Source organism: Variovorax sp. GW823-FHT04B03 (genome assembly GCF_058796495.1).
The window spans coordinates 366661-389629 of record NZ_JBXAIT010000005.1 but is presented as its reverse complement, the minus strand read 5'-3'; the positions used below and the strand labels follow the sequence as shown (position 1 = coordinate 389629).

General features: G+C 64.7%; 20 protein-coding genes. 18 read left to right on the top strand and 2 right to left on the bottom strand.

Going from position 1 to position 22969, the window contains the following annotated elements; genetic code table 11:
• Positions 1 to 14 precede the first annotated feature (14 nt).
• The 13 genes from AC1RAD_RS22920 to ubiA all read left to right on the top strand — a co-directional run bounded on the left by AC1RAD_RS22920 (position 15) and on the right by ubiA (position 18694).
• A complete protein-coding gene (locus AC1RAD_RS22920; protein WP_492737371.1) occupies positions 15 to 2846 on the top strand; it encodes a type VI secretion system Vgr family protein in 2832 nt (943 codons plus the stop codon).
• Positions 2847 to 2857: 11 nt separating this feature from the next.
• Positions 2858 to 3802 carry a DUF4123 domain-containing protein gene (locus AC1RAD_RS22915; RefSeq protein ID WP_492737369.1) on the top strand — a complete coding sequence of 315 codons (945 nt, stop codon included), beginning with the start codon at positions 2858 to 2860 and terminating at the stop codon, positions 3800 to 3802.
• On the top strand, positions 3795 to 7115 hold the full coding sequence (locus tag AC1RAD_RS22910; RefSeq protein WP_492737367.1) for a T6SS effector BTH_I2691 family protein: 3321 nt from the start codon (positions 3795 to 3797) through the stop codon (positions 7113 to 7115). Before AC1RAD_RS22915 ends, AC1RAD_RS22910 begins: the two co-directional genes overlap by 8 nt.
• A gap of 6 nt (positions 7116 to 7121) precedes the next feature.
• Positions 7122 to 8039, top strand: a complete 918-nt coding sequence (locus AC1RAD_RS22905; RefSeq protein WP_492737365.1) for a DUF6708 domain-containing protein — start codon at positions 7122 to 7124, stop codon at positions 8037 to 8039.
• 30 nt (positions 8040 to 8069) lie between these two features.
• Positions 8070 to 8666: a hypothetical protein gene (locus AC1RAD_RS22900; RefSeq protein WP_492737363.1), complete on the top strand. Its 597-nt coding sequence runs from the start codon at positions 8070 to 8072 to the stop codon at positions 8664 to 8666.
• A gap of 153 nt (positions 8667 to 8819) precedes the next feature.
• Positions 8820 to 11657, top strand: a complete 2838-nt coding sequence (locus AC1RAD_RS22895) for a type VI secretion system Vgr family protein (protein ID WP_492737361.1) — start codon at positions 8820 to 8822, stop codon at positions 11655 to 11657.
• A gap of 5 nt (positions 11658 to 11662) precedes the next feature.
• A complete protein-coding gene (locus AC1RAD_RS22890) occupies positions 11663 to 13138 on the top strand; it encodes a hypothetical protein (protein WP_492737360.1) in 1476 nt (491 codons plus the stop codon).
• Between the two features lie 3 nt (positions 13139 to 13141).
• Complete coding sequence (locus AC1RAD_RS22885; protein ID WP_492737358.1) at positions 13142 to 14092, top strand: hypothetical protein; 951 nt, start codon at positions 13142 to 13144, stop codon at positions 14090 to 14092.
• Between the two features lie 188 nt (positions 14093 to 14280).
• Positions 14281 to 15222 (top strand): PoNe immunity protein domain-containing protein, encoded by a 942-nt coding sequence (locus tag AC1RAD_RS22880; protein WP_492737356.1) that lies wholly within the window; start codon positions 14281 to 14283, stop codon positions 15220 to 15222.
• 22 nt (positions 15223 to 15244) lie between these two features.
• Positions 15245 to 15988, top strand: a complete 744-nt coding sequence (locus AC1RAD_RS22875; RefSeq protein WP_492737354.1) for a hypothetical protein — start codon at positions 15245 to 15247, stop codon at positions 15986 to 15988.
• 68 nt (positions 15989 to 16056) lie between these two features.
• The gene (locus AC1RAD_RS22870) at positions 16057 to 17022 is read left to right on the top strand and encodes a LysR substrate-binding domain-containing protein (protein ID WP_062474802.1); all 966 of its coding nucleotides are present in this window, start codon (positions 16057 to 16059) and stop codon (positions 17020 to 17022) included.
• A 136-nt stretch (positions 17023 to 17158) separates the two neighbouring features.
• On the top strand, positions 17159 to 17743 hold the full coding sequence (locus tag AC1RAD_RS22865) for a Dps family protein (protein ID WP_062474805.1): 585 nt from the start codon (positions 17159 to 17161) through the stop codon (positions 17741 to 17743).
• Positions 17744 to 17833: 90 nt separating this feature from the next.
• Entirely contained in the window at positions 17834 to 18694 is an 861-nt protein-coding gene (gene ubiA / locus AC1RAD_RS22860) for a 4-hydroxybenzoate octaprenyltransferase (protein ID WP_095950392.1), read from the top strand.
• 13 nt (positions 18695 to 18707) lie between these two features.
• Here the strand turns inward: ubiA and proC are convergent, their stop codons facing one another.
• Complete coding sequence (gene proC / locus AC1RAD_RS22855; protein WP_369630561.1) at positions 18708 to 19565, bottom strand: pyrroline-5-carboxylate reductase; 858 nt, start codon at positions 19563 to 19565, stop codon at positions 18708 to 18710.
• Positions 19562 to 20740 (bottom strand): esterase-like activity of phytase family protein, encoded by a 1179-nt coding sequence (locus AC1RAD_RS22850; protein WP_492737351.1) that lies wholly within the window; start codon positions 20738 to 20740, stop codon positions 19562 to 19564. Before AC1RAD_RS22850 ends, proC begins: the two co-directional genes overlap by 4 nt.
• A gap of 215 nt (positions 20741 to 20955) precedes the next feature.
• Between AC1RAD_RS22850 and rplN the strand changes: the two genes are divergently transcribed.
• The 5 genes from rplN to rpsH are packed head-to-tail and all read left to right on the top strand — an operon-like array spanning position 20956 to position 22950.
• Complete coding sequence (gene rplN, locus AC1RAD_RS22845; protein WP_009124801.1) at positions 20956 to 21324, top strand: 50S ribosomal protein L14; 369 nt, start codon at positions 20956 to 20958, stop codon at positions 21322 to 21324.
• A 12-nt stretch (positions 21325 to 21336) separates the two neighbouring features.
• The gene (gene rplX, locus AC1RAD_RS22840) at positions 21337 to 21669 is read left to right on the top strand and encodes a 50S ribosomal protein L24 (protein WP_062474813.1); all 333 of its coding nucleotides are present in this window, start codon (positions 21337 to 21339) and stop codon (positions 21667 to 21669) included.
• A gap of 11 nt (positions 21670 to 21680) precedes the next feature.
• On the top strand, positions 21681 to 22220 hold the full coding sequence (rplE, locus tag AC1RAD_RS22835; protein ID WP_056576993.1) for a 50S ribosomal protein L5: 540 nt from the start codon (positions 21681 to 21683) through the stop codon (positions 22218 to 22220).
• Positions 22221 to 22228: 8 nt separating this feature from the next.
• Positions 22229 to 22534 carry a 30S ribosomal protein S14 gene (gene rpsN, locus AC1RAD_RS22830; protein ID WP_056576989.1) on the top strand — a complete coding sequence of 102 codons (306 nt, stop codon included), beginning with the start codon at positions 22229 to 22231 and terminating at the stop codon, positions 22532 to 22534.
• Positions 22535 to 22554: 20 nt separating this feature from the next.
• A complete protein-coding gene (gene rpsH / locus AC1RAD_RS22825) occupies positions 22555 to 22950 on the top strand; it encodes a 30S ribosomal protein S8 (RefSeq protein WP_062474816.1) in 396 nt (131 codons plus the stop codon).
• The last annotated feature ends 19 nt before the right edge of the window (positions 22951 to 22969 follow it).

Sequence of the window (22969 nt, the reverse complement as noted above, 5' to 3'; positions counted from 1 at the left end):
GGAGAACAAAAACAATGACGACGACCTTCACATCGGCCTCGCTCGGCGGGCTCATGCGCGCGGGCACCACGCAGCGCGATCGCCTGCTGGTGCTGCACACGCCGCTGGGCGAGAACAAGCTGCTGGCCGAGCGCCTGGACGGCGTGGAGTGCATCGACGGCGGCGGCTTTCGCTTCGAGCTCACCGCGCTGAGCGACGACGCGCACATCGAACTCAAGACCCTCATCGGCCAGGGTGTGCGCCTCGATCTGCAGACCGCGCAAAGCCGCACCGAGCTGCGCCCCTTCCACGGCCATGTGAGCGAGGCCGAGTGCGTGTCGAGCAACGGCGGCATGGCGCGCTACCGGCTCGTCATCGAGCCGTGGATCGCCTTCCTGCGGTATCGCCAGGACAGCTGCCTGTTCCAGCACCAGAACGTGTTCGACATCGTCGATGCCGTGTTCGGTCGTTACCAGAGCCAGGGCCAGCTCGCGCCGCAGTGGCGCTGGGAGATCGCCCAGCGCGACATCTACCCCGTGCGCGGCATCACCACCCAGTACCAGGAGAGCGACTTCGACTTCGTCGCGCGGCTGCTCGCCGAAGAGGGCCTGTGCTACTGGTTCGAACACGCCACGGGCAAGGACGGAGCACTGGGCAATCACACGCTCGTCATCGCCGACCACAACGGCGCCTTCCGCGCCAACGCCCAGCCCACCATTCGTTTCCACCGCGCCGATGCCAGCGAGCGCGAGGACACCATCCAGCAGTGGCGCGGCCACCGCCAGCTGCAGACCAACAGCCTCGCGCAGCAAAGCTGGGACTACAAGAGCGTGAACGCCCGCCCTGTGCAACAGCAAAGCCGCGCTGCGGGCCAGCGCACCCTGCACTGGAGCGACGACCCCGGCGCCTACGGCTGGGAGACCTCCGCGCAGGGGGAGCGCCTGCTCGCCAACGCCCTGCAGGCGCTGGAGCTACGCAACAAGCGCTTCGAAGGCCGCAGCGCCGTGCGCACCCTGGCGCCCGCCACCACCTTCACGCTGAGCGGACACGAGCAGCACGACAAGGACAGCGAGCAGGACCGCCGCTTCGCCGTGCTGGCCGTGCGCCACGTCGCACGCAACAACTTCGACGAAGACCTGAAGACCGGCATCGGCGAGCGGCTGGGCCTGCCCGACATTGCCACCGCGTTCGACAGCGGCAACGGCGATACGACCGCAGACGCCGTCACCCACTACCGCAACGAATTCACCACCGTGCGCGCGGCCATCCCCTACCGGCCGCTGAGCCTGGACGGCCACGGCCAGCGCATCCATCCCAAGCCCAGCGTGCACGGCAGCCAGAGCGCCATCGTCATCGGCGTGGGCGGCGGCGATGCCCCGGTGCACACCGACCGCGACCACCGCATCAAGGTGCAGTTCCACTGGCAGCGCGGCAGTGCGTCGAGCGCACGCCAGTCGCGCACCGACGGCCAGGACAACGCGCCCGCCGCCGACCGCCTGGGCGCCTGGGTGCGCGTGGCCGCCAGCGCCGCCGGCGACAACTGGGGCCAGATGAGCCTGCCGCGCGTGGGCCAGGAAGTGCTGGTGGAGTTCCACCACGGCGACATCGACCGCCCCGTGGTCGTCGCGGCGCTCTACAACGGCGCCGGTCAGGTCGACGCCCAGCACAACCAGAAACCCGCGGGCGCCGCCCAGTCCACCGGCAACGCGCCCGCGTGGTTCGCCGGCGAAGGCAAGGGCGCCAAGGAGCACGCGCACAACGCCGTCTTCAGCGGCATCAAGACCCAGGAATTGAGCGCCAGCCAGAGCGGCGACGGGGGCTACAACCAGCTCGTCTTCGACGACACCCCCGGCCAGGGCAGCACCAGCCTGGCCACCACCCAGGCCAGCAGCCGCCTGCACCTGGGCCACCACAAGCAGCAGGACGACAACGCGCGCGGCAAGGGCCGCGGCCACGGCGCCGAACTGGCCACCACCGCGCAAGGCGCCATCCGCGCGGGCGCGGGCCTGCTCGTGAGCGCCTATGCCCAGCCGAACGCCAAGGGCGCGTTCATGGCCAGCCGCGAAGCGCAGCAGCAGACGAAACAGGCGGAAGAACTCGCTACCTCACTCGCCCAGAGTGCGCAGACGCAGAAGGCGCAGATCAAGGGTGAAGGTGCTCCGGGCGAGCTGCCGGCGATCGCGGCGCTGAAGCATGTGGCCGAGGTGCTGGAAGCGAAGCAGGAAGGTGGTGCTGCGGCATCGGGCAGCAACGCTGGTTCAGGCGGCGGCGACATCAAGGCCACCGAAGGCGGCCACGGCAGCGTCACCGCGTACAGCGAGCCGCACCTGCAGTTCAGTTCGCCGATGGGCATCGGCTTCGTCACGCCGAAGGAGGTGATCGCCGTGAGCGGACAGCACACAGCGATCGTCGCGAGCCAGGATGTCGACCTGCCCGCGCAGGGGCAGATCGCGGTGAGCGTGGCCAAGGGGGTGAGCCTGTACACCGTCGGGGCGAAGGCTGGAGAAGGCGGCGAACCGAACCAGGAGCGCGGCATCACGCTGCATGCGGCCAGCGGCAAGGTGAGCCTTCAGAGCCAGACCGGCGCCACGAAGATCGCGGCGGACAAGAAGGTGACGATCGCCAGCACGGCGAAGGACGTGGCCGTGGAGGCGCCCAAGCACGTGCTGCTGACGAGCGCGGGGGCGTACATCAGGCTGGAGGGATCGAGCATCAAGATCCATGCGCCGGGGAAGGTGACGTTCAGGGGGATGCATAACTTCGTGGGGCCGCAAGGGGACAGCAGCAGCAACTCGCTCTCCGGCAGTGACCTGCAACCCTGCCCCAAACAAGACGACGCCGCGGCCAGCGGCGCCGTCGCCTTGTGAGGCAGCCACCCATGTTTGAACGCCTTGCCAGGCAACTGGGTGAATCATTGCAGGAGGACGAGACGCTCTCGGCCTACGTGCTGATCGACCCGATGCTGCGCGAGCCCTTTCCCGCCGAGTGGCTGGAAGCGGAGTCGCGCCAGACATGGCCTGTCCCCGTTCACCATCCGCTGCTCAAGGACAGGCAACTTCCCCGCCTGATCCATCTGCATCCGCATGACACGCGGCTGCTCGAAGCCAGCTTGGCACAGGCAGCAGATGAACAGGCCGATCCAGACTCCGAGCGCACGCAGGGGTTCGCGCTCGGCGGATGGCTGTTGACTGCCGCGCCAGTGGACGCGCTGGTTCGCCACCTTGCACGCGTCATGCAAGGTGGGTTCTGGGGGCAACGCAGTTCGCAGCTCATCCGCTGGGCCGATCGCAGGGTCATGCAGTGGATGTGGCCTGTACTCACGCCGGCACAGCAGGCGAGCCTTCTCGGCCCGGTGCAACGCTGGTACAGCCTCGACAGGTGCACGCAGCTGGTGCTTTTCCAGTCCGATGCCAGTCCAGACCCGGCGTCGGCCCGGTTCAGCACGGCGCAATGGAACCATGCACTCAAGAGCGAAACGGTGCACGACCTCCTGCGGGGCTGGCAGCGCTTTGCCGGCGTGCTGCCGACAGACCACCTGCAGCAGGCGTCGCGGGCGGCTGATGCGGTCATTGCCGCGGGCATCGTCAATCGACAGGACCGGGTCCTGCTGGGCGCCTACGTCCTGCAGATCCACCCCGAGCTGACGACACACCCGACCGTGCGCACGGCCATCGCTCGTGCCATCGGAGGCGATGCATCGCTCGCCGAGGCGCTCGACGACATTCCCGACCCTCAAGGCTGGGACGCCATCCGGGCCGAGCTCGACCCGGCGTTCGCACGGGCCTCCATCCAACAGACTGCACAGGGAGAACACCTTGGCTAGCACCATGGCCCTCAATTCCTACTCGGCGGCGGCGAACAAGGCGGCCGCCAACACGCCCGCCTGCGCGACAGGAGGTTGCCCGGCCTGCGAGAAAGCCGGCCTCCCGGTGCTTCTGGTGCGTCCTGGTGTGGCCGACAAGGCGTATGCCGAGAACGCGGCGCGCAGCGGAACGACCCGGGTGCTGATGGATTCCAAGATCCCGGCGCCGCAATTGCCAACGTCGGGGCATGTCGCCAGAACGCTGCGCCCCGGTTATGTCATTGCCTACTACGAGAAGTCGCACACCCCGACCCTGAAGAGCCAACGCGGCTGGGAAGCCTTCAAGGTGCATGAAGGTGGCTACCTCACCCCGCACCCTCTCGAAGGCTCGGCCTCGGGCAAGGACGAAGAGGCCTTTTCCTGCAGTCGCACCGCCGCGTACGCCAGCGCGATGCTGTTCGTGATCCAGGACGCCAAGAACGCCGGCAAGGTCTGGGTGGCCTACAGCGACCATCTCTGGAGCCCGGAGGTTCGGCATCTGTACGGGAACGACAAGACGCTGCGTCGCAAGCGAATGACCAAGATCGATGCGCCCGACGCATCGTGCAGTCAATCCCTGCCGTTGACCGACAAGCTGGTGCAGACTGCGGTGGCCGACTACGACCCCGGTCGCCCTGCGTCGGCGCTTCGCGGCAACCCGTTTGCACCGCTGCCCAGTTCTGGAAAGCCAGGCGTGCCCCACACGCGCCCGGAAACGGCCGGCACCCTGCATACGGAGGCCCAGCGAATCCTGGCCGCCGGCAACCAGGCCAGCAAGAAAAAGCCCTACTCGCCCAACGACGTCATGATCGTCGGCCTGATCGACCCGATCGGCGCGACCGCGGAAACCGCCCAGCGCCGCATCACCCTGTGCAACGATGCCGCCGAATGGGTCATCACGCAGACGTCCGGCTACCAGAAGCTGCAAACGGCGCTGACCATCGAAGGGCTTCTCAAGCGGGCCGACGAGCAGGCGCAGGCGCGCAAGGCGCCATTGACCGATCCGCAGTACGCCGGCCTGAATGGCAAGGAGGTCGGCGAAAAGGAGTTCAAGGACATGAAGGCGGCAGGAAAGCTCCCGCCCGAAGCCACCCTGGAGCCCAAGTACGAATACAACCCCTACGACATCAATGGCGATGGCCGCACCCGCGTGTATGGGCGCGGCATCATCAGCTTCCCCAGCGCCTCGCAGATCGACCGGCAGGCCACCAGCCTGAAAGAAGACATTCTGGACGGGGTCACGGGGGGCAAGCGCAAACCCGCCCACCGCACCTTCCTGGGCAGCTACCAGACCAAGATCAAGGAAGACCGCCAACGCCTCGAACGTCTGGAGCTGGACTACCAGGTCTGGCTGCAGTCCGAGCAACGCAAGCTGATCACCGGCTTCGACTTCGACGAGGCGACACCCAGTGACGGCATCTTCTACGCCGCCGCGGTGGGCATGTGCACCCATGGCGGGCCGATCACCGACAAGGGCACCGAGTGGTTCAAGGATTTCCTGCTCAAGGACCCCAACGACAAGGAGGCATTGCTGGTGCGGTCGTTGCTGGGCAACCAGAAGTCGGCTTTCGAGAGTTTCCAGGAGGCCTTCAAACCCACCAAGGTCCACAAGGAAATCAAGAACCTCTTCAAGCTGATCGAGGAAATCGAGAAAGCGGTCGCCGCCGGCACGCCCTTGCCGGCCGGCGACAAGGCGTTGCTGCGTGCCGTGCCCGAGATACGCTGGCTCGCCCAGCAATTGCCGCTGCTGAAGAACCTGGCGTCCACCTATGGCCATCTGACCCTGACCGTCGTGGGCGCCACCTCCATGGCGCTGGACAAGCTCCAGCAACTGCCGGCGCCGCTGCGCGACAAGTTGCAGGCACTGACCGAATCGATCACCAACACGCTGGGCAAGGCCGCGGGCGTGACCGTGCACAAATTCAGCATCTCGCTGGACAAGGCGGCCGCCTACTGGCGCCAGCAGATGGGGCTGGTGCGGGGCCTGGCGCAGCGCGCTGCCGATGCGGCAGACAGCAAGCAGGTCAAGAGCCTGGTCCTGGGCGGCGCCATGTGGTTCAACGTCGGCGGCAGGCCGGGCACGGCCAACGCGCTGATCGACGTCTACGTCGCCGTGCGCCAGGGTGCCGCCGCCGCGCCGGGGGCGGTGGATGCGGCCACTGCGGCCGGGGCCAAGGCCGGCTCGGACGCGCGGGCAGCGGCCGGTGCGTCGGCCGACGCCGTGGCCGATTTCGCTCGCCGGGTCGGCAAGACGGGCTCGGACGTCATGCGCGAGAGCATGGCCGTATTCAAGCAGGGCAGTGCGACGTTTTCCGCGGCCGGCGCGCTGCTGCAGGTGCTGTCCATCAGCAAGACCTGGCACACGCTCGAGACGGGTACGCAGGAAGAGCGCACCTACGCCAGCATCACCTTGCTGACGACGGGGCTGGGCGTGACCGGCGCGCTGCTGGAAATCAGCGAGGCGTACGCGAAGCAACTCGGCAAGACGGCGTCGGCGCTGGGATTGAAATTGGTGGCGGGGAGCGCGTCGGCGATATCGCTTCTATTCGACGCTGTGAGTGCCTTCTTGCGGCACAGAAATGAAAAAGAAAAAGGAGATTCCGATGCATCGGCCCTGTACCTTGCCCAAAGCCTGTTCTTTGTCGGTGCAGCCATCGCCGGTGGAATGTACGTGGCCGGAACTGCAGGCTGGATCACGGGAACCGTGGCGGCCGGCTGGGGCTTGTCCTGGACGGGGTGGGGATTGCTGCTTCTCGGGCTGGGCTTGATTGCGGGTTTCATCGCCATGTTGCTGAACGATGCGCCCACTGTCGAATGGGTGAAGCGAAGCATCTGGGGCGAAGCCAGTGACAAGTGGGGAAATCTGCAGAGGGAACAGAATGAACTCAACAAGGTCTTGCTGGGTGTTCGCGTCGATTTCTATGCGGGAATCAAGACGACTTTGCAAGGACGCTCGGTTGGCATGGCCCCGATCCTGGTGAACGTTCCCACGGACACATACGAAGCATGGACGCGCCTGTTCATCCCGGTTCAGTTGCGTGAGCTGGTGAAATACGAACTCGGGTTTGAAGTGACTGGCACGCCGGATCAGCGCAAGCAGTGGAAATTGAACGCGCAGGACAAGATCGTCGAAGGGCCGAAGACCAAGATATTTCCGCTGGAAATCAACGATGAATCGATCACTCGACGGGTGGAAATGAGCCGCGACGCGATGAGCGGCATCAAGGGCAATGTGAGGATCTGGGATGCACCTGAAGGAGGCGAGCTCATTGTCGATGAGTCACTCGCCAAGTGACAGATCATGAGCCGTGAAAACAATCCGGACTACGACATTCGGCTGCCGCAATGGAATGCGCCCGACCCGCAGTTTGAGTTCGTCGAGAAAGTCCGGAAGAAGAGCCTGCTGGGAGGAAAGTCTCCCTGGCGCATCGCCTCGCGTGAAAAGCGCGAGCCCGTGCATGGGAAGGCGAGTTCGTGCGATTCCTTGTTGGGGATTCATCCGGACGCCATCGTTGTTGGCGCGCCGGCGGGTACGACCGAAATCACATTCATGATGGGGCTGTACGCAGTCCTCATCGGATTCGCTGCCTGCATGTTCGGATGGGGCGCGTTCGAATCCATCATGGATCTGGATTCAAGCAGGTCGGACTACGTTCTGAACTTGTTGATGTCCATGGTTTCGACGATGGCCGCGCTCTTCTTTCTGGTCGCGGCCATCTTTTTCTTCAGAGTCGGATTCCTTACGCCCCGCGATCTGCCGGTTCTCTTCAATCGCAAGACCAGGGAGGTTTCGTTCTTCACCGTCATTCCGATGAGGTTCTGGAAGGTCTGGCAGCGCGCAGGCGTTGGCGAGGTCAAGACCTGTCGCTGGGACGACGCCTATGCGCGCAGCTACCAACTCACCGAGATCACGGGCGAAGCGGCGCGTTCTTCCTATTTGCTGGCGCTGCTGTGGGGTGACCCCAGGCAACCCAGGCAATGCAAGGAGATCGTGACCATTGGCTACAAGGGCTGGTGGGAGGATGAATTGCTCTGGCGCCTGTATGAGCACATTCGACGCTACATGGAAGAAGGCGGCCCGCCGATCCAGGCGGGCGAGAGCCTGCGGCGCTCGGGGACGGGCAAGTTGCCGCAATTCCCGCCAGAGGTCATCGCCGCCGCTGGCGGGTTGGCCTTGAGCGAAGAAGAGGTGCGTCGTTCGGCAGGCATTCGCGAATGACGGACGCCTGCCATTCGAGACAGTCCTTTCATGTCCCAGATCAGTGGAGGCAACGACAGCCATGACATCCGCCGACCGTATTCCCGCGCCATGCGGCGCCCGCGACCTGTGACGAGATTTGCGCTGCTTGCTGCGGGTGCCGTGGCACTCCTCGTCGCATCGGCGGTGGCCTATCGCGGCTATAGGATGAGCGTGAGCACCTCCGATACATCCACCGCGGTATCGAGCGATGAGAGCCGCGCCCAGGGACGGCTGTTGGCGAAGCTTCGTTTCGATGCGCCGTCTTTTGGCGATTGCTCGGTCCATGACGCGTGGCTGGAAAAGTCCTCCACGTTCGTGACGCGCAGCTGGTTCGGAATCCGTCTTGGAAATGAAACCGTCCCGACAGCCGCCATTCATGTGGTACTCGACATGCCCAAAGATCCGTTCCTGCCTGCGCAGATATTGAGCTTCGATGAGACGAACCCGACCGCGTCCAGCCTGGGACTGACCGGCTCGTTCACCCAGACCGTCACGATCAATGCAAAGCGCTACCGGCTGTTCGGATCGAACACCGTGTTTCCGCCGCCTGCGGTCATGACATTCAGCTGTGGCACAGCAAACGCACATGCAACGCTGGCGAACTAGGATTTTTCCGGTCCACGCGATGTCGATCGGCCAACCCCTGAACCGACAGGGCGGGAAGATCGCGCGCGGCCATGCATCGAACGAAGACCGGCACGACCGGCACTGACACCAGGGAGGTGGATATCCATGTCATCAGACACATCAAGCAGCTTCATGCCGACGCCATGGAAGCTCGAAGGCCTGAACGTCGCGCGGCTGTCGGAGCAGGCGCGGCTCATCAAGCTGCAGCTGCCCGCGTCGGCACCGCAGAACGCCGTCGTCGTCGAGCGATTCTCCGGCACCGAGGGGCTCAATGAACTCTTCGACTTCACCATCGACACCCTCGCCACCTCGAGCGAGTTCGACCCGTTCGCGCTGATCGGCGAAGAGCTGAGCCTGCGCCTGCTGCTGGCCAACGGCAGCTTTCGCACCTGGCACGGCTACCTCACGGCCGTCGATGCGCTGGGTGGTGACGGCGGCCTGGCGCGCTACCGGCTGCACCTGCAGCCCTGGCTCGCCGCGCTGGGCCTGCGCCGCGACAGCTTCGTGTACGCCGCCAAGCACGTGCAGGACATCGTGAGCGAAGTGTTCGCGGATCACACGACCGCAAGCTTCAGCTTCGAAGTCACGCAGGAGATGCCCGTGCGGCCCACCTGCGTGCAGTACCGCGAGTCGGACCTGGCCTTCGTGCTGCGCCTGCTGGCGGAAGAAGGCCTGAGCTTTCGCTTCGAGCATGAGCAGCAACAGTCAACGGGTGGCAGGGGCGGCACTGGGAACAACACCACGCCCTCGCACCACCGCCTAGTGATCTTCGACCGCGCGGCGACCCCGCCTGACTGCGCCTTGTCGCAGATCCGCTTCCACCGCGTCGATGCCACCGAAGCGACCGACGCCATCACCGCCTGGAGCAGCCGGCGCCAGGTCACCACCAACGCCGTCATGCGCAACGCCTGGGACGCCAGCGTGCTGCAGGCCCCCACCGGCGCGGTGCAGAGCGCGCTGGCCATGGGCGACGTGCCCGTGCTGGAGCACTACGACGGCGCCGGCGCGCAGCGCTATGCCGACAGCGCCACCGCCGCCCGGCGCGCCGAGCAGCAGTTGGTGGCCTTCGAATCGCGCATCAAGCGCTACGGCGCCGCAGGCAGCGTGCGACAGCTCGGTGCCGGCGAGCGCTTCACGCTCACGCAGCACGACCGCTACGAAGGCCGCAGATTCCTCGCGCTGCGCGTGCGCCACGAAGCGGCCAACAACCTCGGCGCACAGGCCGCGCAAGTGCTCGAGGCCGGCGAGCTCGAGAAGGGCAGCTACCGCAACAGCTTCGAGGCCCAGCCGGCCGAGGCGCAGGTCGTGCCGCTGTGGCGGCCCAAACCCACGGCCCCCGAAGCCATGGTCGCGCTCGTGGTCGGTGGCGATGACGACGAGGCACCGACCGCCGTCCACACGCAGCGCGACCATCGTGTGCAGGTGCGTTTCCATTGGCAGGCCCAGCGTGCGGGCCAGCCGCAATCGACGGGCAGCGGACAAGGCAGTCTGGTCGCCGCCGGTCGTCACGCCAGCAACCGCCAGTCCGTCTGGCTGCGCGTGGCTGCACCCGTTGCGGGCCCGAACTGGGGCGCACATCACCTGCCGCGCGTGGGTTCCGAAGTGCTCGTGTCCTTCATCGAAGGCGACATCGACCGACCGGTGGTCGCTCAGCAGCTTTACAACGGACAGGACCTGCCGCCCTGGTCGGCTGGCACCGACTCGTCGGCCAATCACGCGGGCGTGCTCTCGGGCTGGCACAGCCGCGCGCTCGACGGCAGCGGCTACAACCAGTGGATCGCCGACGACGCACCCGGCCAGGTGCGCACCCGCCTGGCCAGCTCGCACGCGGCCAGCCAGCTCAATCTGGGCCACCTCAACGCCCAGTCGCCCGACGAGAGCAGCCGCGGCGCCTGGCGCGGCAGCGGCGCCGAGCTGCGCTCCGACGCCTGGGTCGCCACGCGCGCCGGCGAGGGCTTGTTGATCTCCACGCTGGCCCAGGAGCGTGCGGCGGGCAGCGTGCAGGACACCACCAGCGTGCGCGGCCAGCTCGCGGGCGCGCTGCGCGAGGCGCAGAAGCTGTCCGATGCGGCCGGCGGCGCGAAGGCGCTGGCGCTGAGCGCCACGGCGCTGCTGCAGCCGCTCATCGACGACATCGATCCGCAGAAGAATGGGCACTATCCCGGCAGCGTCAACGGACAGGATGCGCGCGAGCCGAAGGGAGGAGAAGGCGCAGGTTCGCGCGAAGGGCAAGACCCCGTGCCCGCCTTTGCCCGCCCGCTCATGGTGCTCGACGCGGCCATGAGCCTGAACATGGCCACGCCCGCCAGCGCGACTGTGTACGCAGGCGAGGCGATCCATTGGACTGCGCAGGCGCAGGCCCACATCGCAGCGGGCAAGACCGTGAGCTTTGCGGCCGCCAAATCCGTGGGGCTGTACAGCCACGAAGGCGGCATCCAGGTCATCGCGCAGGACGGGCCGGTGAGCGTGCAGGCGCACACCGACGAGCTCGAATGGCTGGCCAAGGAAGGCTTCACAGTCACCAGCAGCAATGACGAGATTCATGTGTTGGCCCAGAAGAAGGTCACACTCAAGGGCGGGCAGACGAGCATCGAGTTGGATGGGGTGAACATCACGCTGAAGATGCCGGGGCTGCTGGATGTGAAGGGGACGAGCAAGAGCTTTGTGGGGCCGAAGGGGAATCCGGCGGAGTTGCCGGTGTTGCCCTCGGAGCCGGCGGAAATCCCGACCTGGATCGAGATTGACCATAAGGACGCGGAAGGCCTGCCCATGGCTGGGCAAAAGTACAAGATTTTCTTTGAGGGCGGCCAGGTGATCGCTGGCGCGCTCGATGCCCAAGGCCATGCCCGACACGACAACGTCCCTCTCAAGGCGCAACGCGTGGAATATGAGCCGAGAGAACCGCAGCCGGACAAGCCGTGGGATGCGTTGGATAAATTGGTCACCGCCGCGCAATCGAAACTGGGCTGAGCAGCATGTGGAATGAACTCGAGAATGCGCTGGCCTGGTATTCGGCGGCACCCGAGCGTTGGGTCAAGAGCGCCAAGCAAGATCTGAGCGCCGCGGCCGAATGGATCTGGGTGGTGTTGCAAGGGGACTTTGCCGAAGAGCAAAGCACAGCGCAAACCGTTACCGCCACTGTCATCAGCATGATTCCTTTCGTGGATCAGATCTGCGACGTGCGCGACATCGTGGCCAACTGCCGAAAGATCAACGAGGACACCAGCGATTCGTGGGCATGGGTCGCACTTGTCCTGACGCTCATTGGCTTGTTTCCCGTCCTGGGCAGTGTGGCCAAGGGGTGTTTCAAGATCTTGTTTTCCTATGCCCGTAAGGGCGTCGTGAAGATGGGCGGAAAAGTTGCTGGGGCCGACTTGTGGGGCGCGACAAAACCCTGGGTGGAAGCGGGCATCGTCAAGCTCAACGAATTTCTGGCACGGCCCCCCGTGCGCAAGGCTGTGGCTGCGTTGAAGTGGGACAACGTTTACAAGGAGCTTGCCAAGCTTGCACGCAAGCTCGCAGACCAAGTCAACGTCGGCGCGCTGCTGAAAGCCATGGACGAGGGCATCGTCACGCTCAAGAAGCTGATCGGCTTGATTCAGAAATGGGGCTCAGACGCGATGGGCGCCAAGGCGGCCGAGTTGGAGCAGATGGCGGAGAAGGTACGCAACGTCGCTAACAAGCACTTGCCCATGGTGATTGACCCAGTGCAAAACTGGTTGCGACTATTGGCCAGGCGGCTGGAGCTCGAGGCCGATATGAACTATCGCGCGTCGACCAATGCTCTGAATCCGCATGCCTTCAAGAAGCCTTCGTTGGATGCAGAGATTGCGGAACTCAAGAAGAGCAAGCCAGCATGGGTGGATGTGAGACACGATGCTGAGTTCGATCCACTCGACTCAGCCCCATTGATTCCAAGCGGCTATCCCGATATTCGAAGAACATCCTCCTCAAAAGCACTGCAGGGGAAGTTTGATACGTTCCATTCCATTGGAAAAAAAGAGATCCCGCCCGGAACCACACTCTATCGAATCATCGATCCAGGTTCTGGTGACAACAGTATCTGCTGGATGGAGAAAGCCGAGTTCGACAAGCTCACGAGCAAGGATGATTGGCGCCGCCGCTTTGCTGTGTGGGCCAATTGGAACAGCAATGGCGAGTTCGTGACCTACACCGTTCCGAAGGACAAGCCACTGAAAACGTGGGAAGGTATTGTTGGTTCGCAGAAGCTATCCGACCGTGCTGGAAATACTGTCTCCTCAGGCGGGAGGGGGGAAAGCTTCTATCTAGAGGGGGGTGGCCGTCAAATTGTCCTAGACCCTCAAGATTTGGACAAAGCCCATCTCGGAAAGCGCCAACCAACAAAATGGGGTTACAGCAATTTTGATGAAACCACCAGTATGGTCGGCGTGCCGACCTTGACGAATAACTGGTTCGAACCGAGGAAATAAATCATGCCCACGCTGCTCATACCTCAGGAAATCTACTTACTGGAGCGCTACTCGTCGCTCGACTATTTTGGCCAGATGCGCGATGCCTGGGCTAGCATGGTCAAGGTCGCCGAGGAAGCGCTCGAGCAATTCATGCACAAGCTGCCAGCGGACTATCGGCGTCGGCATCTATCAATGCAACCGGACATCGTGTGGGGCGAGCGGGTGCTGCCCAACTTCCGCTCCACGCTGGAGGCGCTGAACAGAGGGTATGTACTCCTTTCACGTGGGGATCTCAGTGCACTTGCTCTGGGCGGAAATGTAAAGAGCGATATTAAGGGCCAGACCAGCGACTACGCTCCCGACTGGATGCCGAAGGAGCTGGAAGACCAGTTCTGGCATTGGCAAAGCGAAGCTGATATTCGGGCGTTCAATATTTCGATCACGGAGGCTGGAAGCTGGAAGATTGGCAGCCTGACATCTCGCTACTCAGTGGAGGATCGGGGTGATTTGAATGCACCTTCGAGTTGGCCCGTATACCGAGTCGATCCTTCGGTGACGTTGACAACGGATGAGCCAGTTTTGCGCAATGGCGTCTATTTACCCATCTGTGACGACAGCTGTGCAGCCGTACTCATCGAAGGCTACCCAACTCGCAAAGCAACAATTGGATATGACCCGCAGACGAGGCAACGAGTGTCTCGCGCACCGACGACCTGGGTGCTGATCAGCCGCGTCGCCGACGAAGGCGGAGGTATCCCCGGAAAGGAAGAGGCGGCGGCCGACGAATCCTCCTTACGCCTGCGTTGTGAAGGAGGCCGGCCTTGTCCTCAAGGGGGGTGGTGGGATACCCCTGCCAAGATCGGAAGTCGTCGTTACTTCAAAGTGGGCGAAGTCATGCCAATGATCGAAGGCAGCGACTACGGCTCCACCTTCTGGCAGTGGAGCCAAGATCAATCCACACCTCGGCTTTGAACTGGTATGAGTCGCGCCGACGGCGTGCTCAGGTACCCGGCGAGAGCCTGGCAGGGCCTGACGGCCGGAGCACTGAGTCCGCGCCGTTTCCTGGGGTGTCACGGTGAACATATGAAGGTCCTTCGGGCGCCCCCAGACTTTTCGATCGCTTCGAGTCTGAGAACGCCAAACCAAAGAAACCTACCTTGATGTCGGTGCCTGACGACATGCATCTGCGTCATCGCCAACAGTTCCTTTACAAGGCGCTGTATGAGAACGTGCGCGCTCTACAACTGGAGTCCATTGACGTATCAGTTGCCGGGGTCGAACGAAAGCAACCTGGCACACAAACGTACGTCGTCGCACAGGCATTTGCTTACCATGAAAAATTCTGGCTCTGGATGCTCGACTACACAGCGGGTGTTGATCTGGACACGCTGGCCCCGCAACTCGCTGGCATCGTGGACGAATTCGTGCGCTGGAATGATGCGAACGTGCCGTTCCGAATCGCCTTGAAAGAGGAGTTCGCAGAGCACCACAAGAAATACGGCGGCACGACCCATCTGGACGTCTGTGCCGTCGATTTTGACAATCAGATTTGGTACGAAGATGCCCTGCAACTGCTCAGCGTCGCCATCCTGTTGCGCGATGCACGTTCGGTCAAACGCATCGTCAAGGCGATGGTTTTCAATCGCTACGCCGATGCACTGTACGAACAGCTGATCGCGGACTTTGTGGACGACCCGCAGGAAGACATGCAGGCGGTGCTGCACGATGAGCCCTACAGCACGCTGGTCGAAGCCTACTTCGAGGACGATGACGCCAAGGCCGTCGCACTGGTGAAGGACTACCTGAAGAATTGGTACAAGCACCAGGACGGTGCGCGTTGGTACAACGCCCACCTCAAGATCGAAGACGACCGGTCGTTCTACTACGGCTACTGGGCCTTCGAGGCTGGCGCGACGTGCTTCCTGCTCGACCTCGACGACAGCACGATCGACCACATGGTGTATCCGAAGGACTTGGTGGCCTACGCCCGCAAGCTGCAGGCCGACGGTCGCTGGACGACAACGAAAGACGCGCCACTGGAAATGTCAGCCACAGCCTCGACGAGGCTCGATCGTCCTGATGCCGGGGTTTGCCCGAAATAAAGCTGCTGGTTCAACCTGTCCCATGTGGCTCTACCTGCATCACACCGCCTCCGACCTCATCGACCTAGACCCCGCAACTGGCCATTGGCGCCCCGTCGACGACGCCGAAAGACCGCCAGGCGCCTCGGTACTCGCCGACCTCCCCGTCAAAGGCGGCTACACGATCGAGAACGACAAGCGCTACTACAGCTACTGGACGTCCGACGAGAAGTTCGTCTTTCGCACCGACGACGGTGCGGTGTTCGAGATTTGCCAGAAGCGCGACGATGGCTCCGTGGTGATGCTCTCGCCCGTCCTGCGCAGCGAGATCGCGCCTTCGCGGTACGGCGATGGGCGCTTGCGGCAAGGCTTCAGCCAGTTCCGGCTGGTGGAGGCCGCGACAGGCCAGGTCGTCTTCGCGCTGGACTACAACGCCGAGCGCTATCAGCGCCTGTACCAGGCCGACTTCACCGCCGCGGCGGCGGAACAGGATCTGTCCGACTGGGATTTCTTCGTCGCCCTGCAAGGCGCCATCGAGATCTTCGAAGAGCGTGCCGCGTCCGGCCGCGTCGCGTTCTCCGTGCAGGTCGATGGCTCGGCGCAGATCCAGGGGCACCGCATGCGCCGCGATGAGCTGCTGTTTGCAGACACAGGCCAGACCTGCCCCCGCTCGGGCGTCTGGGCCTGCCTGACCGATCTGCGGGTGAGTGCCGCGGTCACGCAGGGCGAGCCGATGCCCTCGAACGGTGGGCGGCCGGTGCAATGGGTCTGGAGCCGCGCCGACTAAGCGCAGCCCGCGGCTTTTAACCCCGCCCCAGCCGGGTCACAGACCCTTGCGCATAATTGACGCAAGCTATGACTCTCACCGAACTCAAATACATCGTCGCAGTCGCCCGCGAGCGGCACTTCGGCAAGGCGGCCGAGGCCTGTTATGTGTCCCAGCCGACGCTTTCGGTGGCCATCAAGAAACTCGAGGACGAACTCGAGGTCAAGCTCTTCGAGCGCAGCGCCGGTGAAGTGACCGTGACGCCGCTCGGCGAGCAGATCGTCCAGCAGGCCCAAAGCGTGCTCGACCAGGCCGCCAGCATCAAGGAGATCGCCAAGCGCGGCAAGGACCCGCTGGCCGGCCCGCTGAACCTGGGCGTGATCTACACGATCGGCCCGTACCTGCTGCCCGACCTGGTGCGCCAGGTGATCGCGCGCACGCCGCAGATGCCGCTGGTGCTGCAGGAGAACTTCACGGTCAAGCTGCTCGAGATGCTGCGCGCCGGCGAGATCGACTGCGCGATCATGGCCGAGCCCTTTCCCGACACGGGCCTGGCGATGGCGCCGCTGTACGACGAGCCCTTCATGGCGGCGCTGCCCGTGAAGCACAAGCTGGCCGACCGCGAGTCGATCACGTCGGAAGAGCTGCAGAGCGAGACGATGCTGCTGCTGGGCACGGGCCACTGCTTTCGCGACCACGTGCTCGAGGTGTGCCCCGAGTTCGCGCGCTTCTCGAGCAATGCCGAGGGCATCCGCAAGAGCTTCGAAGGCTCGTCGCTGGAAACCATCAAGCACATGGTGGCCTCGGGCATGGGTGTGACGCTGGTGCCGCGCCTGTCGGTGCCGGCCGAGGCACTCAAGCCGAAGGTCAAGGGCCGCAAGGAGCCCGAGCAGATGGTGCGCTACCTGCCCGTGCGCGACGCGCAGGACCGCGACCCGCCGATGCGCCGCGTGGTGCTGGCCTGGCGCCGCACCTTCACGCGCTACGAGGCCATTGCGGCGCTGCGCAACGCGATCTACGCGTGCGAGCTGCCGGGTGTCAAACGACTCTCCTAGCGATTCGGGGCCTCCGCCTACGCGCGGGCTGTTTGGGATCGCTGATCGCTGGGATAGAGTGAAGCTGTTGCGAAGCCGCCTGCCGGCTTTCAGAATTTCGGTGTTGTCACCCAACTTCAAGAAAGACCCCTCCGCCATGGCCAAACCCTCGAAGAAAACCAAGTCCCCGTCGCCCGCAGCTTCCGCCGGCAAGGTGCCCAAGAAGGGCGGTGCCGTCGTCGCGCAGGAGTCGGGCAGCCGCAATGCGCCGATCATCAACATCGGCATCGAACGCCAGGACCGCGCGGCCATCGCCGAAGGCCTGAGCCGCGTGCTGGCGGACACCTATACGCTGTACCTCACGACGCACAACTTCCACTGGAACGTGACGGGGCCGCACTTCAACTCGCTGCATGCGATGTTCATGACGCAGTACACCGAGCTGTGGGGCTCGACGGACGTGCTCGCCGAGCGCATCCGCGCGCTGGGCCACTACGCGCCGGGCTCGTACGCCGAGTTCAGCAAGATTGCCACCGTGCCCGACGTGCCGCAGAACCCGCCCAAGGCGATGGAGATGGTGCGAATCCTGGTGAAGGGGCACGAAACGGTGTCGCGCATCGCGCGCGAGTTCATCCCGGTGGCCGAAGAGGCCGGCGACGACCCGACCGCCGACATGCTGACCGCGCGCTGCACGGTGCACGACCAGACGGCCTGGATGCTGCGCTCGCTGCTCGAGGACTGATGACGTCGTCCTGATGATCTCCTGGTGCGCCGGGAGCCCCTTCCAAGAGCGGCACAATGGCCGCTCTTTTTTCGTCTGCCCGTCCGCCGCATGCTTGCCCGCCGTTTTGCGCTCTACCTCGATCTGATCCGCTGGAACCGGCCGGCCGGCTGGCTGTTGTTGCTGTGGCCCACGCTGGGCGCACTCTGGTTCGCGGCCGACGGCTGGCCCGGTTTGCACCTGCTCGCGGTGTTCACGCTCGGCACCTTCCTGATGCGCAGCGCGGGCTGCTGCGTCAACGACGTGGCCGACCGCGACTTCGATCGCCATGTGAAGCGCACGGCCCAGCGGCCCGTGACGAGCGGCGCGATGTCGGTCAAGGAGGCGTTGGGGCTGGGCGCGGTGCTGGCGCTGCTGTCCTTCGGGCTGGTGCTCACCACCAACCGCACGACGGTGTTGTGGTCGTTCGCGGCGCTGGCGATCACGCTGATCTACCCGTTCGCCAAGCGTTTCGTGTCGATCCCGCAGGCGGTGCTGGGCATCGCCTTCAGCTTCGGTATTCCGATGGCCTTTGCCGCGGTGCAGTCGACGGTGCCGGCCTTTGCCTGGTGGCTGCTGGCGGGCAACCTGTTCTGGGTGCTGGCCTACGACACCGAGTACGCGATGGTGGACCGCGACGACGACCTGAAGATCGGCATGAAGACCTCGGCGATCACCTTCGGCCGCTTCGACGTGGCGGCGGTGATGGCGAGCTATGCGATCTTCCTGGCGGTCTGGATCTGGGCCGGTGCCAGCCGGTCGCTGGGGGTGCTCTTCTATCTGGGCATCGCCGCGGCGGTGGCGCAGGCGCTCTGGCACTGGCGCCTGATCCATGACCGCACGCGCGAGGGCTGCTTCAAGGCCTTCCGCGAAAACCACTGGCTGGGCTTCGCGGTGTTCGTCGGCATCGTGGCGGGCTACGCCCTCCGATAGCCCGCCCGCTGGGTCAACCGCGCCCGAATTCCTCGCCCAGCTCGGCCGCGCGCTTCTGTGCGGCGCGGATGGCGGTCTTGAACTGGCCCTTCACATCCGAGGCTTCGAGCGCGCTCAGGGCCGCGTAGGTCGTGCCGCCCTTGGAGGTCACGCGTTCGCGCAGCACCGACGGCGGCTCGGTCGCGCTGTGCGCCAGCGCCGAGGCGCCGGTGAAGGTGCCGATGGCCAGCCGCTGGGCCTGGTCGGGCGTGAGGCCCATCTCGACGCCGGCCTCGGTCATCGCCTCGATGAAATAGAACACGTAGGCCGGGCCGGAGCCCGACATGGCGGTCACCGCGTCGAGCGCGGGTTCGGCGTCGACCCAGATCAGCTCGCCCGTCGGTGCCAGCAGCTGGCCGACGCGTGCGCGGTCGGCGCTTTCGACGCCCGGCCGTGCGAAGAGGCCGGTCATGCCCTTGCCGACCAGGGCCGGCGTGTTGGGCATGGCGCGCACCACGCGCTCGGTGCCGAGCCAGCGGGCGATGCTGTCGGACGGGATGCCCGCCGCCACGCTCAGGTGCAGGGCGTCGGCTGCAAAGGCGCGCACCGGACGGGCGGCTTCGGCAAAGGTCTGGGGCTTGACCGCCCACACCACCACGGCGCAGCGCGCGAGGGCCTCGCTGGCCTCGGCCCTGGCGACGATGCCGTAGGACTGGGCCAGCCTGGTGCGGGCTTCCTCAAAAGGCTCGACCACTTCGAAGTTGTCGGCCGCGACGCCTTGCTGGATCAGGCCGCCGATGATGGCGCTGGCCATGTTGCCGCCGCCGATGAAGGCGATGGGGGGCAGGGGGCCCGGCGCGGTGCGGGGCAGGAAGGTCACGGCGATGGTCATGGTCGGTCGGTGTAGGCGAAGGCGGCGAACTGCGTCACTTGCAGCGGATTGAAATTGTCGTCGCTCACGACCACCAGCAGGCGGCGGCCGTCGGGCAGCGGTGGGCCCCAGCACATGCCCTCGGTGTTGTCCAGGCGCGAGAGGCTGAGGGTGGCGAAGTCGGCCACGAGCGTCTTGGCGGCCGGGCGATGGTTGCCGGGGGCGAGGGTGTCGATGGCGAGTACGTCGTCGGCGGCCCGGGTGTCTATTTCATACAGGCGCAGCGAATTGCCGGCGCCGGTGGCGTAGGCCCGCTCCAGCACCAGCATGCGGTGGGTGTCGAGCATCAGCACCTCGCTCACGCCGTTGTCGGCGTAGGTGCCCCGCACCAACGGGCGCAGCGGGATGGCGTCAGGCACATAGGCGATCTGGCGCATGGCGCGGCCGGTCGCGAGGTCGACCTGGGTGAAGCGGCAGGGGCCGCCGGGGGCGGTGGTGGTCGGGACGGGACCGTCCTGGACCAGGGCGTTTTCCATCGCGAGCCAGGCCGACCGGTCGTCGGGTGTGAGGGCCAGGCCCTCGAGTGTCTGGTTGTCGCGCGGGCCGCGGCGCTGGGTCGGGTCGGGGGCGAACATCGCCGGCAGGGCGAATTCGCGCAGGAAGCGTCCGTCGCGCGCCGATTCATACATAGCGGGGCCGAAGCCGCGGGCCAGGTCGCCTTCGCTGGTCCAGAGCAGGGTGCCGGCCATGGGGCGCAGGCGCAGGGCTTCAGGGTCGGGAACGGGCAGGCCGTCGACCGCGTGGCGCCGGCCGGGCCAGGGGCCGCCGCTGGGGCGTTGCAGCTGGACAACGCCGGTGGGCTCGGGAGCGGCGTCGGCCGGCTGGGGCCAGCGGGCGGTGTAGCAGCGCACGGGAGCCAGGTCTGACCGGTCATCGCTGAGAAGCAGGTACTCACCTTTGGCGGGGTCGTAGTCGATGCCCGAGAGGCCGCCCGCCGTGGTGTTCTCTATAGAGCGTCGGTGCGCCCAGCGGGCTTCCCCCAAACGCTGCAGCCGGCCGGTGTCCGGCGCCGGTGTTGCGCTGCGGCAACCCGCAAGTCCCAGCGATCCCAGCCCGAGCAGGCCCGCGCCGCCCGCCAGCAGGCGTCGGCGCAGCAGGGAAGGCGGCGAAACGAGGGGGTGAATGGGGGCGCGCACGCCACAAAGTCTAGCGGCTGTCGAAGTTCGCGTGATGAGGCAGTTGACATCGCCCGGCATGGGTGCCACAATCGCGGGCTTCGCTTTCAAAAGGCGAAGCTTTCAGCCCAAAGCGGAAGCGTCTCGAGTGGTTCGAGGCGTGGACGACGGGCCCAAGACTGACCGCGGTGTCTCCCTCCTGGAGGCTCATCGGTACAAGTTGGGAATATCAAGAAATGATCCAAACTGAATCCCGGCTCGAAGTGGCCGACAACACGGGCGCGAAATCCGTCCTGTGTATCAAGGTGCTCGGTGGCTCCAAGCGGCGTTACGCCAGCGTGGGCGACGTCATCAAGGTCAGCATCAAGGAAGCCGCTCCGCGTGGTCGCGTCAAGAAGGGCGAGATCTACAGCGCAGTGGTGGTCCGCACCGCCAAGGGCATCCGTCGTGCTGACGGTTCGCTCGTCAAGTTCGACGGCAATGCCGCCGTGCTGCTCAACGCCAAGCTGGAGCCCATCGGCACCCGCATCTTCGGACCGGTCACGCGCGAACTGCGCACCGAGAAGTTCATGAAGATCGTGTCGCTGGCACCCGAAGTTCTCTAAGGACACAACGCCATGAACAAGATTCGCAAAGGCGACCAGGTCATCGTGTTGGCCGGTCGTGACAAGGGCAAGCGCGGCGTCGTGTCGCTGCGCGCAGACGATTCGCATGTGATCGTCGACGGCATCAACCTCGTCAAGAAGCACACCAAGCCGAACCCCCTCAAGGGTACGACCGGTGGCATCGTCGAGAAGACCATGCCGATTCACCAATCCAACGTGGCGATCTTCAATGCTGCGACCGGCAAGGCCGATCGCGTGGGCATCAAGGTCACCCAAGGTGCCGACGGCAAGCGCGTGGCTGTTCGCGTCTTCAAGTCGAGCGGCGACGAAATCAAGTTCGCCTAAGAGGTACTCACATGGCACGTCTCCAACAACACTATCGCGAAAAGATCGCGAAAGACCTGACGGAAAAGTTCGGCTACAAGTCGCCGATGCAAGTTCCGCGTCTCACCAAGATCACCCTGAACATGGGTGTGGGTGAAGCGGTCGCCGACAAGAAGGTCCTCGACAACGCTGTCGCCGACCTGACCAAGATCGCTGGCCAGAAGCCTGTGGTCACCAAGTCGAAGAAGGCCATCGCCGGCTTCAAGATCCGCGAAAACCAGCCGATCGGCTGCATGGTCACGCTGCGTGGCGTGCACATGTACGAGTTCCTGGACCGTTTCGTCACCGTGGCCCTGCCCCGCGTGCGTGACTTCCGCGGTATCTCGGGTCGCGCATTCGACGGCCGTGGCAACTACAACATCGGTGTCAAAGAGCAGATCATTTTCCCTGAGATCGAGTACGACAAGGTCGACGCCCTGCGCGGTCTCAATATCAGCATCACGACGACGGCCAAGACCGACGAAGAAGCCAAGGCGCTTCTCGCTGGCTTCCGTTTCCCGTTCAAGAACTGAGGTGATCTGTGGCTAAAGCATCTTTGATCCAGCGCGAACTCAAGCGCGACAAGCTGGTTGCCAAGTTCGCTGCGAAGCACGCAGAACTGAAGGCAACTTCCAACGACGCGAAGAAGAGCGACGAAGAGCGCGCAGCGGCCCGCCTGGCCCTGCAGAAGCTCCCGCGCAACGCGAACCCCACGCGCCAGCGCAACCGTTGCGAAATCACCGGTCGCCCCCGTGGCACCTTCCGTCAATTCGGTCTGGCCCGCGCCAAGATCCGCGAACTGGCTTTCAACGGCGACATCCCCGGTGTCACCAAGGCCAGCTGGTAAGCCAGGCAGGAGCAAACAACATGAGCATGAGTGATCCCATTGCCGACCTGCTGACGCGTATCCGTAACGCGCAGATGGTGGCGAAGCCCACCGTGTCGGTCCCGTCTTCCAAGGTGAAGATCGCGATCGCACAAGTCCTGAAGGACGAGGGCTACATCGACGGCTTCCAGGTCAAGACCGAAGCTGGCAAGAGCGAACTTGAAATCTCGCTGAAGTACTACGCTGGCCGTCCGGTCATCGAGCGCATTGAGCGCGTGAGCCGCCCCGGCCTGCGCGTCTACAAGGCCAGCACTTCCATTCCGCAAGTCCAGAACGGCCTCGGCGTTGCGATCGTCACGACCCCCAAGGGCGTGATGACCGACCGCAAGGCGCGCGCCACCGGTGTCGGCGGCGAAGTTCTGTGCTACGTCGCCTAACCGAGACATCGAGGAGTTA

Bases quoted from the DNA above. Each gene is read 5' to 3' on its own strand.
- AC1RAD_RS22920 (WP_492737371.1), top strand. From the start codon at position 15: ATGACGACGACCTTCACATCGGCCTCGCTCGGCGGGCTCATGCGCGCG.
- AC1RAD_RS22915 (WP_492737369.1), top strand. From the start codon at position 2,858: ATGTTTGAACGCCTTGCCAGGCAACTGGGTGAATCATTGCAGGAGGAC.
- AC1RAD_RS22905 (WP_492737365.1), top strand. From the start codon at position 7,122: ATGAGCCGTGAAAACAATCCGGACTACGACATTCGGCTGCCGCAATGG.
- AC1RAD_RS22900 (WP_492737363.1), top strand. From the start codon at position 8,070: ATGTCCCAGATCAGTGGAGGCAACGACAGCCATGACATCCGCCGACCG.
- AC1RAD_RS22895 (WP_492737361.1), top strand. From the start codon at position 8,820: ATGCCGACGCCATGGAAGCTCGAAGGCCTGAACGTCGCGCGGCTGTCG.
- AC1RAD_RS22890 (WP_492737360.1), top strand. From the start codon at position 11,663: ATGTGGAATGAACTCGAGAATGCGCTGGCCTGGTATTCGGCGGCACCC.
- AC1RAD_RS22885 (WP_492737358.1), top strand. From the start codon at position 13,142: ATGCCCACGCTGCTCATACCTCAGGAAATCTACTTACTGGAGCGCTAC.
- AC1RAD_RS22880 (WP_492737356.1), top strand. From the start codon at position 14,281: ATGTCGGTGCCTGACGACATGCATCTGCGTCATCGCCAACAGTTCCTT.
- AC1RAD_RS22875 (WP_492737354.1), top strand. From the start codon at position 15,245: ATGTGGCTCTACCTGCATCACACCGCCTCCGACCTCATCGACCTAGAC.
- AC1RAD_RS22870 (WP_062474802.1), top strand. From the start codon at position 16,057: ATGACTCTCACCGAACTCAAATACATCGTCGCAGTCGCCCGCGAGCGG.
- AC1RAD_RS22865 (WP_062474805.1), top strand. From the start codon at position 17,159: ATGGCCAAACCCTCGAAGAAAACCAAGTCCCCGTCGCCCGCAGCTTCC.
- ubiA (WP_095950392.1), top strand. From the start codon at position 17,834: ATGCTTGCCCGCCGTTTTGCGCTCTACCTCGATCTGATCCGCTGGAAC.
- proC (WP_369630561.1), bottom strand. From the start codon at position 19,565: ATGACCATCGCCGTGACCTTCCTGCCCCGCACCGCGCCGGGCCCCCTG.
- rplN (WP_009124801.1), top strand. From the start codon at position 20,956: ATGATCCAAACTGAATCCCGGCTCGAAGTGGCCGACAACACGGGCGCG.
- rplX (WP_062474813.1), top strand. From the start codon at position 21,337: ATGAACAAGATTCGCAAAGGCGACCAGGTCATCGTGTTGGCCGGTCGT.
- rplE (WP_056576993.1), top strand. From the start codon at position 21,681: ATGGCACGTCTCCAACAACACTATCGCGAAAAGATCGCGAAAGACCTG.
- rpsH (WP_062474816.1), top strand. From the start codon at position 22,555: ATGAGCATGAGTGATCCCATTGCCGACCTGCTGACGCGTATCCGTAAC.